Origin of the sequence: uncultured Dysgonomonas sp. (genome assembly GCF_900079725.1) — a bacterium.
Classification (GTDB): Bacteria; Bacteroidota; Bacteroidia; order Bacteroidales; family Dysgonomonadaceae; genus Dysgonomonas.
On record NZ_LT599032.1, the window covers coordinates 3791344 to 3808848 of the forward strand.

Sequence of the window (17505 nt, forward strand, 5' to 3'; positions counted from 1 at the left end):
ATAGCAGAAAAAAATGAAAAAAATAATTCATAAAATAAATCATATATATATTGCCATATTTATGGGTGGTATGATCTTATTTAACGGATGTTCAAAAGACTTCTTGGATTCCGATCCACTGTCGTTTTACGAGCCCGGAGCCACTTTTACTACCGAGTCGGGTCTGAAATCGGCAATGGCCATATGCGACCGCCATCTCAAATTATACTGGATGACTGACCATAACGAAATGCTTACACTGGGAACAGAGTATATTTTTTCCGACATGATGGTTGCTGCAGCTACAGACAAACGATCTATGCTGTGTGATGTTGCCAATATGCTTACACCTATCAGTGATGAAAATACTACGAATAATCTTGACAGGACGAATAGTATCTATTCCTTTTGGGAAGACACATATAAGGGTGTCATGTATGCTAATACCGTTATTCAGTATGTAGACGGAGTTGAATCTTTGGACGAAAAAACAAAGAATATGTATAAAGGTAGAGGATATTTCCATCGTGCCTTTCGTTACATGGCGTTGATATTTCAATACGGTGATGTACCTCTTGTTACAAGAGTAGTGGAAGTACCAAAACAGAATTATCGCAGTACTAAACGCGATGCCATATTGGAAATGATAACTAAGGATATGGAATTTGCTGTGGAATGGGTACCTGATCAAAAAGATATGTCCCTGATCGGCATGGTAAATAAAGGAGCTTGCCGTATGTTGCTAGCCAAATGCTATTTGGCATTAGGCGAATTTAAAAAGGCCAAAGATCAGACAGATATATTAATTGAAAGTTCCGGCTATTCGCTTATGCAGGATAATTTTGGTACATTCAACGATGGCGGAGAACCTTTGACCTGGCCTATTACCCGTAATGTAATCTGGGATATGCATCGCCCGGAAAATAAACTTATCGGAGCTAATAAAGAAGTTATTATGGGGATGCCTAATCGCGGTTCTGATGCAGAGTCATTTGTGAAGATGCTTACTATGCGTATTTTGTATCCGTTCCTTTTCGATGGCCGTGTAAAAACAAAAGATGGGAAACAGGCATTGATGAACATAAGACGTAATAGCGGTGATTATAATTCAAAGTATGATTATATGCGCGCATTTGGTCGCGGTATTGCCACATTTCGCCCTACTTATTTTTCTACGCATACCCTCTGGAAGGTTAACGGAAAAATGGATGCAACAGACTTGCGTCATAGTTCGGAAGTAGGCAACTGGGTACGCATGGAAGATTATCGTGTCAATAATAAAGCGTCCTCCGAGTTTGGAAACCCTGTTACACTTTTCGATGATGCCGGAAAACTCTTATGCAGTGACACTATTCGTCGCTGGTTCGATGTTCCTCACTACAAACTATATTTGGATGACCCTGTGAATGATGCTAACGTTAGTGGTTCTGACGGGTTGAGAGGTGCTACTAATGGCGGTAATGCAGATTGGTATCTTTATCGCTTGGCAGAAGCATATTTACTGCGTGCAGAAGCTAAGTTCTACTTAGGTGATGCAACAGCAAAAGATGACGTGAATGAAGTGAGAAAAAGAGCAAAATGTTCCGAACTTTACAATAGTGCTGTTACTATCGGGGACATTATAAACGAACGTGCCCGCGAATTGTATTGGGAAGAATGGCGCAACGTGGAGTTGACCCGTGTGTCCCTATGCCTTGCCCGCAGTGGTAAACCTGACGAATGGGGTAACACATATAAGTTGGATACCTTCGACAAGCAAAGTGGTACGGATGCTAGCGGTGGTAGCTATTGGTATCAACGTATCAATCACTACAGTATGTATAATAAGGGTCCTATATCTATTGATGCCACAGGCAATAGCAATCCTAACTATACCATGGATAAGAAAAATATTTATTGGCCGATTCCTAATAAGGAAATTACTGCCAACAATAAAGGGCAACTGGCACAAAATTATGGCTATAGCGGCTATGATCCTAATGCGCCTAAATGGGATAACTGGGAAGATGCTGTAGCAGACGAATATAAAACAGAGTAAATTAGAGTCTGTGTACCTAAATGCTATTAACCGGTGAAATTGCAATTTAGCCGGTTAATAGTATTAGTTTATTTAAAAAACAAAAAAGAGCTTTATGTATAAAAAAATATTTGTATTATTATTTGTTTTCTCTACTCAACTATCATTTGCCCAAAGCTATGATTTGAAAAATTTTCCTGAAGGGTGTGAACCTGAATTTATCGGTAAAAAGCTTACAGAGAGATACCTGCAGACACCGCATTCACATTGGGGTAACATCAATTCTGAACATAAAGTAACATTTGTGACCTATCCTGATGTGTGCGCATGGCTTGGGGCTTTATGGTTTACCCAATCTGTAAAAGATGAAAACCTGTACAACAAACTGGTCGACAGATTCGATCCGTTATTCACCACCGAAAAGGATTTTTTACCCACTCTGCGCCCTACCGCGCATAATGTTGTAGACTGGTATGTATTTGGGGCTGTACCGCTAGAGATATATAAGAAGAAAAAAGAACAGAAATACTTCGATCTTGGGATGAAATATGCAGACGGTCAATGGATATTGCCGGAGAATCCTAAAGATTATGAAAAAGAATGGCACGATAAAGGTTACTCTTGGCAAACCCGCCTCTGGATCGACGACATGTTTATGATAACAGCAGTTCAGGATCAGGCGTATCTGGTTACAGGAGATAAAAAATATATAGATAGATCAGCCAATGAGATGGTTTTATATCTTGATCGTATACAACGCGAAAACGGACTGTTCTATCATGCACCGGAAGCTCCTTTCTTCTGGGGACGCGGGAATGGCTGGATGGCTGTGGGAATGGCAGAGTTGTTAAGGATACTTCCCAAGGATAATCCTCATAATGAGAAAATAAAAGAAGCTTATAAAAAGATGATGAAAACCCTATTGCGATACCAGGGATATGATGGTATGTGGGGACAACTTATCGACGATCCTAACTCGTGGAGAGAAACATCCGGTACGGCAATGTTTACATATGCAATGATTGTAGGTGTAAAAAATGGCTGGCTGGATAAGAAAACATATGGGGCAGCAGCACGTAAAGGCTGGCTAGCATTACTTACATACCTGAATGAAGATTATAACCTAAGGAATGTATGTGAAGGTACCGGCACAAAAAATGACTATAATCATTATATCAATCGCAAACGCCTGATCGGAGATATGCATGGACAAGCTGCGCTTATGTGGTGCGCATATGGCTTAGCCAGTGATGATGTAAAAAGAAAATGATTTAGTTATTGATATAGAAATCATTAATGGTAATAGGCAGGCATCGGAATATTGTCTGTCTATTACTGATTAAAATAAATCTTATGGAAGATATTTCTTTAGACAGGCGATATTTCTTAAAAAAGATGGGTATGGCAGGAGCATCAGCTTTGTTTGTATCCAGTCCCTGGCTCTCTGTATTCTCAGAGGTGAAACATACTGAAAAGTCTGTTATAAAGGTGGGGATAGTAGGGCCTGGTTCGCGCGGACGCCATCTGATGAGTTTTTTGGTCAATAATCCGAAAGCAGATATAGTCGCTTTATGTGATATATATCAGCCATCGCTGGATGAGGCTTTAAAAATGGTGCCTAAAGCCAAAACTTATACAGATTATCGCCGTATGCTCGAAGATAAGAGTATAGATGCCATTGTTATTGCTACACCACTCAATACCCATTGCCAGATAGCACTGGATGCATTTGATGCGGGGAAACATGTTTTCTGCGAAAAGTCCATCGGCTTTACAATAGAAGAATGTCTGGCGATGTATGATAGACATAAGTCTTCCGGCAGGATATTTTTCTCCGGTCAGCAGCGACTTTTCGACCCACGGTATATAAAGGCGATGGAAATGGTGCATGCCGGTACTTTTGGAGAAATAGAGGCTATCAGGACATTCTGGTTCCGCAATGGCGACTGGCGAAGAAATGTACCGTCCCCGGAGCTGGAACGGCAGATTAACTGGCGTCTTTACCGTGAATACTCGAAAGGTTTGATGACTGAATTGGCCTGCCACCAACTGCAGATAGGTAGCTGGGCTTTACAGTCCATACCCAATAAAGTAATGGGGCATGGTGCTATCACTTATTGGAAAGACGGGAGGGAAGTTTATGACAATGTAAGTTGCATTTATGTTTTTGACAATGGAGTTAAACTGACATTCGATTCGGTTATTTCAAACCAGTTTTACGGACTGGAAGAGCAGATACTCGGGCATCTGGGGACTATTGAGCCGGAAAAAGGTAAATATTATTTCGAAAGTGTTGCTCCTGCACCGGGTTTCCTCCGGATGATAAATGATATTGAAAATAGTTTGTTCGATACATTACCGTTTGCCGGAACAAGCTGGGCTCCTGAGACAGCAAAAGAAAATACAGGTGAATATATACTGGGAGATAAACCCAAGGGAGACGGCACAGACCTTATGATGAATGCCTTTGTGGAAGCTGTAATAACAGAAAAACAGCCGGCCCGCGTTGCTGAGGAAGGATATTATGCAAGTGCCCTTACGCTATTGGGTGATATGGCTCTCGAAAGAGGTGAAATGCTGACTTTTCCGGATGAATTCAAACTCGATTATTTAAATCATCGCCGCAATAAGTAAATATTTAATGCCATACATCATGAAGAATACTACTATAACAGCAAAGCGAAAAGAAACAGAAATAATTACGTGGCTGGTTTGCTTCCTTATAGCTAATCTGGCAAATCTGTATGCCGTTATCACGTATGATAATACATCTTTTATGGAACTTCTGACATCGTTGGGATATGTATTTATAGCATCTCTGGCTTTATATTTTTCGTGGAGTGCTGTCCGTATCCTATTTTATGTATTAAGGAGTTTATTTAATTCGAAAAAATAATATTAAGAATATGCTGCCTGTACAATTCATATCTAAACAAATCGGGATAGACAAGGATGTTGTCTACTCCTGGTTTAGTTGTATGAATACAAGGGTAGATATTATACTTTGCGACAAAAAGGAAGGGAAATCGAAAGAAATAATAGAAACTATATACTGGCGGTTGAAGGACTTTGAAAAAATGGGTAATTATTTTGACCCATTGAGTGAATTAGCTGCAATAAATACGTCCGGTTGCAATGCACCGGTAATCGTAAATAAGGATTTGTTTAGGATGATAAAGATGTGCGTCGGTTATCATAAGCTATCAGGAGGTTACTTCGATATTTCTGTGAATTCCGATAAACATACAATAGATACTCTTCAATATGTCCACTTTTCGGAAGAGGATTCGGCAATAACTCTGGGAAAGGAGGGTGTAAGATTAGACCTTTCAGGTTTTATTAAAGGATATTCCTTAGATAAGATAAGGGATATACTTCAGGAAAACGGTGTGGAAAATGCCCTTGTAAATATGGGAAACAGTTCTGTGCTGGCATTAGGTAATCATCCTGTAGGAGAAGGTTGGAAAATCGGTATCGACTTTCCGGCAATACCGGAGCATCTGAAAGAAATAGTGCTCAGGGACAAGTGTCTTACAACATCAGGAAATCAGTATTACGGACGTAAACATATAAAGTCTCCATACACGGGACAATATATAGAGGGAATAAAGGGTGTTTCCGTAATAACGGATACTGCCACTGAGGGGGAGGCTTTATCTACGGCATTATTTGCTGCAGAACCTGAAAATAAACATGAAATTTTGAAGCACTTTGAAGCAACAACATATACTTTCTGATAATTATTATTGAAAAGAAATATAAGAAAATAAGATAAAAATGGTAACACGAAGAAATTTTCTAAAGAAGGCGGGAATAGCCACCGCAGGACTTGCTATAAGCAGTATCGGTTCTGTGAGCGCTTTGAGCGAGGATAGCCTGAAACGGGTGAATGGTGCGAACGGAAAAATCAATCTTGCCTGCGTCGGTATCGGATATCGTGGCAGCGATATAATCAAGGAATTTGAGAAAACAGGTTTGGCAAATGTAGTCGCCCTGTGTGATGTGGATATGGGGGCTAAACATACTCAGGAAATCATGGGTAAGTTTCCTAAAGCGAAACGGTTCAAAGATTTCCGGGAAATGTTCGACAAGATGGGTAATGAGATAGAGGCAGTATCGGTAGGTACTCCGGATCACTCCCATTTTCCTATCTGTATGATGGCTATGGCCTACGGAAAGCATGTATATGTAGAGAAACCGATGGGACGTACCTTCTACGAAGCTGAATTGATGATGCAGGCCGCTAAGAAATATCCGAATGTAGTTACGCAGGTAGGTAATCAGGGACATTCCGAAGCAAATTATTTCCAGTTTAAGGCTTGGAAAGAAGCAGGTATCATAAAGGATGTGACTGAAGTGGTGGCTCATATGAATTCTCCCCGCAGATGGCACGGCTGGGATACAAATATTTATAAATTACCTGAAGGGCAGCCGATACCGCAAGGTATGGACTGGAATACATGGCTGATGGCTATCCCTTATCACGACTACAGCGATAAGTATCATTATGGGAACTGGCGCTGCTGGTACGATTTCGGTATGGGTGCGTTAGGCGACTGGGGTGCACATATCTTAGATACGGTACATGAATTTCTTGATCTCGGATTGCCTTACGAAATCAATCCGGTGATGCTGGAAGGACATAACGATTATTTCTTCCCGATGTCTTCCACCATACAGTTCCGTTTTCCACGACGTGGCGATATGCCGCCGTTAGATATTACATGGTACGATGGTATAAATAATCAGCCAAAATTACCGAATGGATATGGGGCCTCCGAATTAGACCCTAATATACCGACTGTAGCCGGTGGTAAAATGGAAGCGAGAAAACTGAATCCCGGAAAAATAATCTATTCGAAAGACTTGATTTTCAAAGGGGGTTCGCACGGTAGTACATTATCTATCATACCCGAAGAGAAGGCTAAAGAAATGGCTTCGAGATTGCCTGAAGTACCTGAGAGTACATCGAATCACTTTGCTAATTTCCTTTTGGCCTGTCAGGGTAAAGAGAAAACACGCTCACCATTCGAAGTATTCGGTCCGCTTAGCCAGGTATTCTCATTAGGGGTAATGGCTCAGAGGCTGAATGTTCCGATCAAATTTGACCGGAATACGAAAGTTGTCACCAATAATGCGTTCGCAAATGATATGCTGGCAGGAGTGCCGCCTCGTAAGGGTTGGGAGGACTTTTATAAAGTATAATCAGGGTTTCAGACTTGTTTATTACTTAAGTAAGCAAAACAACAAGACTTAATTATAATACGAATACATCATTAAATTCTATCTATTATTTAAAATATTAAAGACATGAAAAAATTATTATTACTGATATCAGTCTCTTTATTTACTATTAGCCTGTTGGCTCAGAATGAGAAACCGAATGTACTGACCGAAACAGAAATACGCGAAGGATGGAAATTGCTATGGGATGGAAAAACCACCGATGGCTGGAGAGGAGCTAAACTCGATGCTTTTCCTCAAAAAGGATGGAGTATAAAAGATGGCGTACTCCGGGTTCATAAGAGTGGCGGTGCTGAGGCTGCTAATGGAGGGGATATCGTTACTGTAAGAAAATATAAGAATTTTATACTGAAAGTTGATTTCAAGATTACCAAGGGGGCAAACAGCGGCGTAAAATATTTTGTTGATTCTGACCTGAATAAAGGTGAAGGGTCTGCTATTGGTTGTGAATTCCAGATATTAGATGACGATAATCATCCGGATGCTAAGCTAGGGGTAAAAGGTAACAGAACACTGGGTTCATTGTATGACCTTATACCATCGCAAAGAGGCGCTTCATTTAAGTTTGATATAAATGACTTTAATACGGCAACAGTAATTGTGAAAGGTAATAAAGTAGAACATTGGTTAAACGGGGTGAAGGTCGTGGAATATGAACGCAATAGCCAGATGTTTAATGCTCTTGTTGCTTATAGTAAATATAAGAACTGGCCGAATTTCGGAAATCTTACCGAAGGCAATATCTTATTGCAGGATCATGGCGATGAGGTATTCTTTAAGAATATAAAAATAAAAGAACTGGAATAAGAAGTTAAAAGTTGAGAAGTATTTAATGTGAATCAATAGTTGAGAATAACTGTAACTTTTTTATGTGATTTTATCTATACATAGCAGATAACAAGCGTGTGTCGGATGAAAAGGTAACAACGAAGATAACATGCAAAAGGTGTTACCTTTGTTACCTTTTAACAAGTAGTAAGTTTTAAGTAATAAGTAAAGAGGTACGAGATACAAGTTGTTAACTGACGACTATTCACTGACGGGATATTTCGCTCTGCTCTGTATGACAAGTTAATTGTTAATTTTTTATTCTTAATTATTAATTGTTTTCCGTGTTACTTTTGTTACCTTTTTTACTTGATAGCTCAAAACAGGAGGCAATTAGGTTATGAAATATCGTTGTTGACTAATAACTGCTAGCTGTTGACCAATAAGTGCTAATTGCTAACTGAAATAACTGTTACATTTACATACTAGAACTTGTGCAGATTTCCAGCCTGTGTGTTGCGTGGTAAGGCCTTTAGCTCTATTGGGCAAGGCACAGATTCAAGTCTGCACCAGCGGGTGAAATAACTGTTACTTTTGTTACTTTTTTGAAAAAGTTACAACTAAACGAGGTTTTATTGTTAGCTGAAAATTGTTAACTGTTTTAACCGCTGATTCACTTTACAAATAAATTATACTAAAATATGAAGAAGAAAGTATTATTGTTTATTACTGCTATAGCATCTGTTCTTTGCCTAAATGCGAATTCTATAGACAAACAGTTGTCAAGTAATATTTCGATAAAGGTTCCCGGCAATAAATCAGTAACATATAAGCTGACTGCCGATAATAATGGTAATTTGGAGTCGGAATCGGATTTGCCTTTGCAGATAAGTAGGAAACTAACATCAGATGGCGATATGGTCCGTATCACAGTTAGCATTAAAGCAAAAGAAAGGGCTTATTACAATTTTAGCCAGGCATATCTGCTCCCTGAAATGAAACATAGCGATTGCCAGTTCTATATGCCGGGATTCTGGTATCACCGCAATATGCGCTCCCCTAAGGAAGCCCCGTCTTTCCATACGAGCGATAGCTGGCAGGTAAGGGAGGATCGGCTGAGTACTCCTCTAACAGGAATCTATAATGAAAAATCAGGCGATTACTATACTATATTGAGGATCGATGAGTTTGCGGACGAGACTATTGCTCAACATGCTTCGGGAGAGGTCATCTTGTCAGGGAAAACTTCAATTGGTTATACAGGTTTCCGGAATATTGACGAGAATTCGACTTTGGTATTTGGCTTTCCTTATCACGAAGCGCCAAAGGCATATGTCCGCAAACTCACATTGATCCCACCTGTACAGGCTTTCGAAAAACTGGAAAAAGGTGAAACGCGCGATCTTGTATGGGAAGTAAGAAAAGGAAATGTGAAAGATTATTCTGCTTTCGTCTCCGATGTATGGGCGTATTCATATGACAGATTCAAGCCTCAGACAGTTGAAACCGGTTATAATGCGGAGTCGGCAAAAAAGGTAATGACCAATTTCTTTTCAGAGAGTTACGTGGATAAGTATGACCTGAAATATTTTTCCGGTGTACATCTACGTACCGATGATTGCAAAAGCACAGGGTCTGCAGAAGTCGGATTTGTGGGACGTGTTCTGATTAATGCATTCAATGCATTGGAATATGGAGAACAGAATAATCGCCCCGATTTAGTACAGAAGGCGAATGCAGTACTTAATAGTTATTTGACAAACGGGTTTACTCCCAATGGGTTCTTCCGCGAATTTGTAGACTATACACATAATGACGAGCCTAATGTTTACAGTATTCGCCGCCAGTCGGAAGGAGTGTTCTCTATTCTGAACTATCTCCGATACGAGAAGAAAAAAGGACGTTCGCACCCTGAGTGGGAGAGCCGGATTAAAAACATACTGGGGAATTTCCTTAAACTGCAAGGAGCAGACGGAAGTTTTCCGCGTAAGTTTAATGATAATTTTAATATTACAGATGCCTCGGGAGGGAGTACACCATCGGCAACATTGCCACTGACTATGGCTTATAGCTATTTCAAGGATAACAACTATCTGGAAAGTGCGCGGAAAACCGCTGTCTATCTCGAAAAAGAATTAATCTCCAAATCGGATTATTTTTCATCCACACTCGATGCTAACTGTGAAGATAAAGAAGCCTCGCTTTATGCTTCTACAGCTATGTATTATCTGTCTTTTGTAACTAAAGGGAAAGAGCGCGAACACTATATCGACCTGTGTAAGGAGTCGGCTTACTTCTGCCTTTCGTGGTACTACATGTGGGATGTGCCGTTTGCCCAGGGACAAATGCTGGGTGATGTAGGTTTCAAGTCGAGAGGCTGGGGTAATGTTTCAGTAGAGAATAACCATATCGATGTATTTATCTTTGAATTTGCCACTATTCTCGATTGGCTGGCAGTGGAACGGAAAGAGCCTCGTTTCTCTGAATTTTCGTCTGTTATAAAAAGCTCTATGCTGCAATTAATGCCTGTAGAGGGACATATGTTCGATATAGGTAAGGTTGGCTATTATCCCGAAGTTGTACAACATACTCATTGGGATTACGGGAAAAATGGCAAAGGTTTTTACAATGATATTTTTGCTCCCGGCTGGACTGTTGCATCTCTTTGGCAGATGCTGAGTCCGGAGAGAGTTTCTGGTTATTTTGATAAGAAATAATCGTCAATAAAGGGTATTAGGAGGTAATTGGCAATTTGGCTATTTACCTCCTGATATTCGTTTATGTCTATAAGTGTTGAGGGAAAAATGAAATGAAGGCTATAAGAGTTAGCTTAAAAGCTACAACGGGAATTGCGGATTAGTATATTTTTTTTGATGTAAAATGTCGAATAGTGCAGTTTTGTCTGATAAATATGTATTTTTGTCCATCTTTGCCGCTTCTGTGGAGTTGGTATACGATGGTATATACGAACTTAAAAAAATATTCTATCAATAGTGCACATTTCTTCAAGTCATATGAATTTTCTTTGTCTGTACAAAAATGAGAGAGCAAAAATAAGCTTGCAATTAAAGCAATCAAAGGGGTGGAAGTTATATATCCTACTCAAATAAACAAACTTACAAAACAGTCATGCTTTTTACTCAGAATAATGCAAAATATAATTATACTTTTTCTCCTGAATATTTGGGGGTTAGCATTATTTTACTAGAGAGAGAGAGAGAGAGAGAGAGAGAGAGAGAGAGAGAGAGAGAGAGAGAGAGAGTAAAATATCCTAATCCTAATTTATTTTATACCAATTTATTACCTCTGGCATTCCCCACGCTTATTGAGGTAAAAACAGTATATCCTTGCGTACAATATTATCCCGCATGTATAATCGCATATGCGTGGATTCTACGTATTTTTTTTAGAAAAAACAAATTAATCGGATTTTTCGGTATTAATTCTCGGGCAGCATACTCTGCTTTGTTTTTATCTGAAGAGAAGGACTTAATCTGCACTATAACTATTGGAAAGAACAAGGCTGCAAGAAGGATGTATTTCTTTTACGTATGTTCTTCTTCTATCATTTATACTAAGTATTTGTCTTCATACTTGTCTTTTATAGCTTTCTATCTGTTTGTGAAAATAGATTTATTAAGTGCCTTATATAGAATGAAAGATTTATGCAGCTTTGTTTTTACCCAATACGATGTTATATACTCATTAGCTTACCGGAAAGAAAAAATGCAAACAAACAAAAGATACTCACAAAATATTGAATCGTTATGATTAAGACTTTTATTCTGACAGCCACACTTCTGATATCTTTATTCCCTTTATCCATATTGGCACAGGTTTCTATAGGGGATATTACTCTGCCTGAGAAAGCGATGCTGCTTGAAGTTAAAAGTAATCCGGCTAATGCGGACAATGTAACTTCCGACAAGGGAGGTCTGTTGTTGCCACGTGTAATGCTCCAATACAATAATACCCTGCAGCCTTTTATCAATCCCATGGATGAAGCGTGGAATAGTACTAATCAGTCGATGACTAAGACTAAGCATACAGGACTTATGGTGTACAACCTATCCACTACTGCCGATGGCTTGAAGCCTGGAGTCTATATTTGGAACGGTAGTTTGTGGAATCCTGCCGGTTCGGGAGAGAGTATTCGTTATTTCTACCCTCCTGCATTCAATCTACCACTTGATATAACACAGGAGCCAAATACCTTCGATTTGTATGGTGAATACGAACAACAGTACCTCGAGACAAAGAATACCTCAAACTGGGTTACGACTAATAGCAGTCTTGCGGGTGTCCCTTCACCCGAATCCGGAATACTTTATCAACGGAAGGAACTCGATTATGTAGTGGTATATTATGACACCGAAATTATCGAGATAACAGACATTGATGAGGAGGGTGTGATGACCTACAAGGTAAAAACTGACAGACCTGCAGCATCATCGTTCCTAAACCTTGTATTTGTTATAAAATAAGATACATAAACGCAGACATACAAACATATGAAAAAGATATTTATTATAATGTTCTTGCTTGCCTGTTGGCAATGCATGTCGGCACAGAAAGAAACTTATTGGTGGACGTTCGGTAATCAGAACAGCTTCAACTTTAATCTTCCTGTTACGGTGAATGACAGTAAGGGAAAGGAAACTACAGGTATGCCTACAGTCGGCACCTCTGAGCTGACTAATACGGAAGGATGTTTTACCTTATCTAACTCAAAAGGCGAATTGATGATGTATGGCAATGGCAGAACAATATGGGATAGAACACATACTCCAATGCCAAACGGTATTACCGGAATTGATTTCGAAACTTATACTGAAGGAACTCAATCCGGTATTATCGTACCTTATCCGGGAAGTCCCGGAAAGTACTATGTACTTTCTATCGGGCATAAAGGTGTAACCGAATCCTGGAATATAGAAGAGGGGTTAATTTCTTATTCAGTTGTAGATATGAGTCTGAACGGAGGTACTGGAGATGTGATACCTGCCCTTAAAGATCAGATATTATGGACTACAGAAAATGATGAGTTTAACAATAATATTGCAGCTATCAAAAAAAAAGGATCAGATAATTATTGGATAATACACAGGCATCTTGCAGCACCCGCTTATACTAATGCTATTATGACAATGACCGTATGGGAACTAACACCTGCCGGATTCTCAGCACCTGTCACATACGATCTGGATACGGGTGATTGGGGGCAACGTTCTAGTTTAGGTTATTTAAAATTTTCATCGGATGGCCGACGTTTTATAAGTCTCGGAACTGATAATTCGTCCATAACGTATGTTTTCTCCGGAGAGTTTGACCCTGAAACGGGGTTGGTGTCTGATATGAAAGCGACTTATATGTATAAGTGCCTTCCTTATGGTATCGAGTTTTCTTTATCTGGAGAGGAGTTATTCATTTCTTATCTTCCAAGTGCAGCTATTGCAACTAAAAGATACCTCGGACATTTCACATGGGATAAACTCCGCAGTCTTGGTACTGTTTCCGATGAGCTCGTACCAACTCCATTTGCCAGTAACCATTATGTTGTCTGTATCCAGATGCATTCCGACGGTCGGATATATGGGATAGAAGCAAATACAAGGAATGTCTATGTCATTATGGATCCTGAAGAAGGAGCCGCAGCAGAAATCAGGGTGTTTAAAAACTATCTACTGAAAGATCATGTAGCCAATTATGGCTTACCTACTTTTGCTGCTACATTTATGGCTATGGAAGGGGATCTTCTCTTTTGTACAAATACCTCCGGTGAATTTACAATGGCTATTTCTTCTTATATAGGCGCTATGGAGGTAGCTTATACTCAATGGGATTTTGGTGATGGAAGTGCGCCTATAAGAGTAACAGGTAGTGGAACCCAAAAACAGTCGCATGTTTATACCCACCCGGGAAAATATACTGTCACGGTATCAGCATTTAGTGCTGCTGATAATCTCTTACAGTCGAAAACGCTCGATCTAAAAGTGCATCCTTGCATACTGCCGGTCAACCCCAATGTACATCTGAGTAATAACTAAAAAACTTTATGATATGAAACTACAAACATTAAGAGTGCTGCATTCTGGCTTCCTGGCTATTTTAGCGGGCTTCTTTTTCACAATGCAGGCACAGGTAACCATAGGCTCGGGACTTCCTCCGGCTAAAGCAGCTCTGCTGGAACTGAAGGATACAGAACAAACGCCGTCGGGGATAACCGATGCTACTAATGTAACAGCAGACCGTGGCGGGCTGGGGCTTCCCAGAGTAGAACTGGAGAATGAAGCCACCCTGCAACCCTTTATCAAACTCATGGATGAAGAATGGGACAGTAGTAATCAAGATTTAACCAAAATCAGACATACCGGATTAATGGTCTATAACCTTGCCACTACTTCCGATGGATTGGAACCGGGAGTCTATGTATGGGACGGAGATAAATGGACTACAATGGGAGGAGGTAGTGCCCAACGATACTTTCATATCCCTTCATTTAATATCCCTCTGGCGGGTAAAACTATCGGAGACGAAATAGAAACTGATCTATATCAGGAATACGCCGGACAATTTTCGAGTCTGGGTAATTCATCTTTCGTTAGTAGCAACAGCTCTTTAACTATTATACCCTCTACACCTGACGGTACTCTCTATGGCCGTGGCGACCTCGACTATGTAATTACCTATTACGATCCATTGATAATAGATGCCTCTAGTATAAGTATCAACGATGGTAGTGTAACAGCGGCAGATCGTGGCAAGCTCACCTTCAGACTATTGGCAGACCCTGTCGAAATTTCGTCATCCTCGTTTATCAATATTGTTTTTGTAATTAAAGAGAATTGATTATGAAAAGAGTTATATTGATAGCAGGTCTGTTAATGGCCTTAGCTTTACATGTGTTGGCGCAGAAAGAAACTTATTGGTGGCACTTACCTCCTCAGAATAGTCTGGATTTCAATATTCCCCTGACAGTAAAAGACAGCCAAGGGCGTGAAACTAAAGGTATGCCCACAGTGGGTACAGGAGAATTGACAAATATGGCGGGATGTTTTACTCTTTCCTCCCCACAAGGTGAGTTAATGATGTATTTCGATGGAAAAACCATATGGGATCGTACCGGAAATCCGATGCCCAACGGTACGGGGCTCCTTGGATCTGAGACTTCTACTCTGTCTGGTATTGTGATCCCTTATCCCGGTAGTCCAGGGAAATATTATGCCATATCGAAGAAATTTCCGGTAGATGTCGAACCCATCGGAATTACCTATTCGGTTGTAGATATGAGTTTGAGAAACGGTTTAGGTGACGTCGTGGCTGGAGAGAAAAACAAGCCTCTGCTATTACAGGAATGGTCTGATGAAAATATAGCAGCCGTAAAAAAAACAAATTCGGATAATTATTGGCTGATACACAGGACTATGTCGTTGGATTATACTGAAGATAAAATGAGGTTTTATGTATGGGAGCTGACTCCCTCAGGATTTTCGGCTCCGGTTGTCTACGAATATGATTTTGAGCATCCTGGTGATGATATGTCTACGGGATATCTGAAGTTTTCATCCGATGGTACACGTTTTGTTGCATGTGTAGGTATTGAAGAAAGTGTTACTTTATGTTTTGGCGATTTTGATCCTAAGACCGGAGAAATATCAAATATGCAAGTTAGACATGATTATTATACCCCGCGCATCGGCGGTATATACGGTATGGAATTCTCTATGTCAGGAGAAAATCTTTTCTTTTCAACTAATAATACATCTAATTCAAAGCTCTATCATATCACTTGGGCCGATTTGCGTGATCCGGCAAAACGTCCCGCTTTAGTTCCCGGCATATCTTTGACTAACATTCAGATGCATTCAGATGGACGTATCTATGGAATTGAATGGGGGAGTCGAAAACTGGTAGTAATAATGGATCCCGAAAATGGATTATCTGTCGATATTAGAACATTTAACGATTATCTGAAAAATTCGGTGCAATTGGGTTTGGCCACTTTCGCGGCTACTTTTATGGACTTGGAAGGCAATACGGATTTCTGCATGGGTTTTCCCCAGAAATTTTCGACATCCGTATCTGATTATTTAGCAACTAAGCAGGTAGGGTACACCTTATGGGATTTTGGCGATGGTAGCACTCCTGTACAGGTGATGGGGAGCGGTTTACAGGAAGTCTATCATACTTATATCCGTAGAGGAGATTATACTATTGCAATCTCGGCATACGATGCTACAGATAATCTTTTACAGTCGAATACGATGAAAATACGGGTTAACTCATGCAGTTTGCCTGTTAATCATAATATGAGTCATATGGGGATCGATTAAAATGTGAGAGATAAGAAATACAACCTCTCCGAAAGTAAGATAACAGCTTAGGAGAGGTTGTTCTATTATAATCTGTATATACAAATTGCTTATTTCTGAAATACTTCAATCTTTTGTTTCTCGTAGTAATCGTCCTTATTTCTTCTGTCGCTCACTTCTTTATATTTGATAGGAGCACTCATCTCCAGCAGACGGAGAATTTCATCAAGTGACTCACCCTCGAATGTTGCCCTATAAAGATACCCCGCCGTTTTATGGTCTTTGATTATGAAATCGACATTGTATACTTGTCCCAGACGTTTAAATACATATTCGAGAGGGTCGTCCCTGAATACCATTACACCGTCTTTCCATGCACACCATTTATATGTATTCGTATCGTATATGTTATATACTGCTTTTTGTTTATTATAATCCAACTTCTGTTCAGGTGCCAGTTTTACTGATCTGTTATCAACTGTAAGTATATTGACAATACCTTCTACCAGAGTAACAGCTGCCATACTGTCTTTCTCATATGCTTCAACATTGAAAGCAGTACCTGTCGCTTTAACTTCAAGCGAAGACGTTTTTACAATGAAAGGATTCTTTTTATCCGATTCTACTTCAAAATATGCTTCTCCCGACAATGAGACTTTCCTCTCATTATCACTGAATATCGCGGGAAACTTGATAGAACTTCCTGCATTGAGCCAAACTTTCGATCCATCAGGCAGATCGACAATGGAACGAGTGCCATATGGTGCTATAACTTCTTGTTCGGCTATTTTTATCTCCTGCTGAGGCTTAAGATACAGATATATGGAGATTGCCAGCAAAGGTATGATCAGGATGGCGGCAATGCGTTGCCAGTAATAGAATAGCGAATGCTGTGCTTTTTCCTGTTTTATTTGTTGCATAACCAGACTACGTGCACCTTCCATATCCAGTTCATCAGGATCGAACGCAGGATTAGACACCTCCCATATATTCCTCATTTGCATGAAGTGTCGGGAATTCTCATCACTTAGTTTTATCCATGCCGAAAGTTGCTCCACTTCTTCCTGCGTAGCTTCCCCCTCCAGATATTTGGTAATGATGGTATCTATATATTCGCTGTCGTATGTCATAATAAAATGTTTATGGCTTGTTTACCATATTATATATATAAGACGTTTATCTCAA

13 protein-coding genes and 1 pseudogene are annotated in these 17505 nt (G+C 39.9%); 13 read left to right on the plus strand and 1 reads right to left on the minus strand.

Annotated features, from left to right (window positions below):
* Positions 1-13: 13 nt before the first annotated feature.
* The 13 genes and pseudogenes from QZL88_RS15760 to QZL88_RS15820 all read left to right on the plus strand — a co-directional run bounded on the left by QZL88_RS15760 (position 14) and on the right by QZL88_RS15820 (position 16341).
* Entirely contained in the window at positions 14-2017 is a 2004-nt protein-coding gene (locus tag QZL88_RS15760; protein WP_296942668.1) for a RagB/SusD family nutrient uptake outer membrane protein, read from the plus strand.
* A 94-nt stretch (positions 2018-2111) separates the two neighbouring features.
* On the plus strand, positions 2112-3266 hold the full coding sequence (locus QZL88_RS15765) for a glycoside hydrolase family 88 protein (protein ID WP_296942670.1): 1155 nt from the start codon (positions 2112-2114) through the stop codon (positions 3264-3266).
* Positions 3267-3349: 83 nt separating this feature from the next.
* Entirely contained in the window at positions 3350-4630 is a 1281-nt protein-coding gene (locus QZL88_RS15770; RefSeq protein WP_296942672.1) for a Gfo/Idh/MocA family oxidoreductase, read from the plus strand.
* 19 nt (positions 4631-4649) lie between these two features.
* On the plus strand, positions 4650-4892 hold the full coding sequence (locus QZL88_RS15775; protein WP_296942675.1) for a hypothetical protein: 243 nt from the start codon (positions 4650-4652) through the stop codon (positions 4890-4892).
* Positions 4893-4902: 10 nt separating this feature from the next.
* Positions 4903-5733: an FAD:protein FMN transferase gene (locus QZL88_RS15780; RefSeq protein WP_296942677.1), complete on the plus strand. Its 831-nt coding sequence runs from the start codon at positions 4903-4905 to the stop codon at positions 5731-5733.
* A gap of 40 nt (positions 5734-5773) precedes the next feature.
* A complete protein-coding gene (locus QZL88_RS15785) occupies positions 5774-7201 on the plus strand; it encodes a Gfo/Idh/MocA family oxidoreductase (RefSeq protein WP_296942679.1) in 1428 nt (475 codons plus the stop codon).
* A gap of 195 nt (positions 7202-7396) precedes the next feature.
* Positions 7397-8047, plus strand: a pseudogene (locus QZL88_RS15790) (DUF1080 domain-containing protein); the annotation flags it as partial.
* Positions 8048-8709: 662 nt separating this feature from the next.
* Positions 8710-10725 (plus strand): hypothetical protein, encoded by a 2016-nt coding sequence (locus QZL88_RS15795; RefSeq protein WP_296942681.1) that lies wholly within the window; start codon positions 8710-8712, stop codon positions 10723-10725.
* A gap of 412 nt (positions 10726-11137) precedes the next feature.
* Positions 11138-11779, plus strand: a complete 642-nt coding sequence (locus tag QZL88_RS15800; protein WP_296942683.1) for a hypothetical protein — start codon at positions 11138-11140, stop codon at positions 11777-11779.
* Complete coding sequence (locus QZL88_RS15805; protein WP_296942685.1) at positions 11776-12492, plus strand: hypothetical protein; 717 nt, start codon at positions 11776-11778, stop codon at positions 12490-12492. The genes QZL88_RS15800 and QZL88_RS15805 overlap by 4 nt, the downstream gene beginning before the upstream one ends.
* A 27-nt stretch (positions 12493-12519) precedes the next feature.
* Positions 12520-14055 carry a PKD domain-containing protein gene (locus tag QZL88_RS15810; protein WP_296942687.1) on the plus strand — a complete coding sequence of 512 codons (1536 nt, stop codon included), beginning with the start codon at positions 12520-12522 and terminating at the stop codon, positions 14053-14055.
* A 13-nt stretch (positions 14056-14068) separates the two neighbouring features.
* Complete coding sequence (locus tag QZL88_RS15815; RefSeq protein WP_296942689.1) at positions 14069-14857, plus strand: hypothetical protein; 789 nt, start codon at positions 14069-14071, stop codon at positions 14855-14857.
* A gap of 2 nt (positions 14858-14859) precedes the next feature.
* Positions 14860-16341, plus strand: a complete 1482-nt coding sequence (locus QZL88_RS15820; protein WP_296942691.1) for a PKD domain-containing protein — start codon at positions 14860-14862, stop codon at positions 16339-16341.
* Between the two features lie 89 nt (positions 16342-16430).
* On the opposite strand, the gene QZL88_RS15825 is transcribed toward QZL88_RS15820, so the two are convergent.
* Entirely contained in the window at positions 16431-17453 is a 1023-nt protein-coding gene (locus tag QZL88_RS15825) for a FecR domain-containing protein (RefSeq protein ID WP_296945097.1), read from the minus strand.
* Positions 17454-17505: the final 52 nt, after the last annotated feature.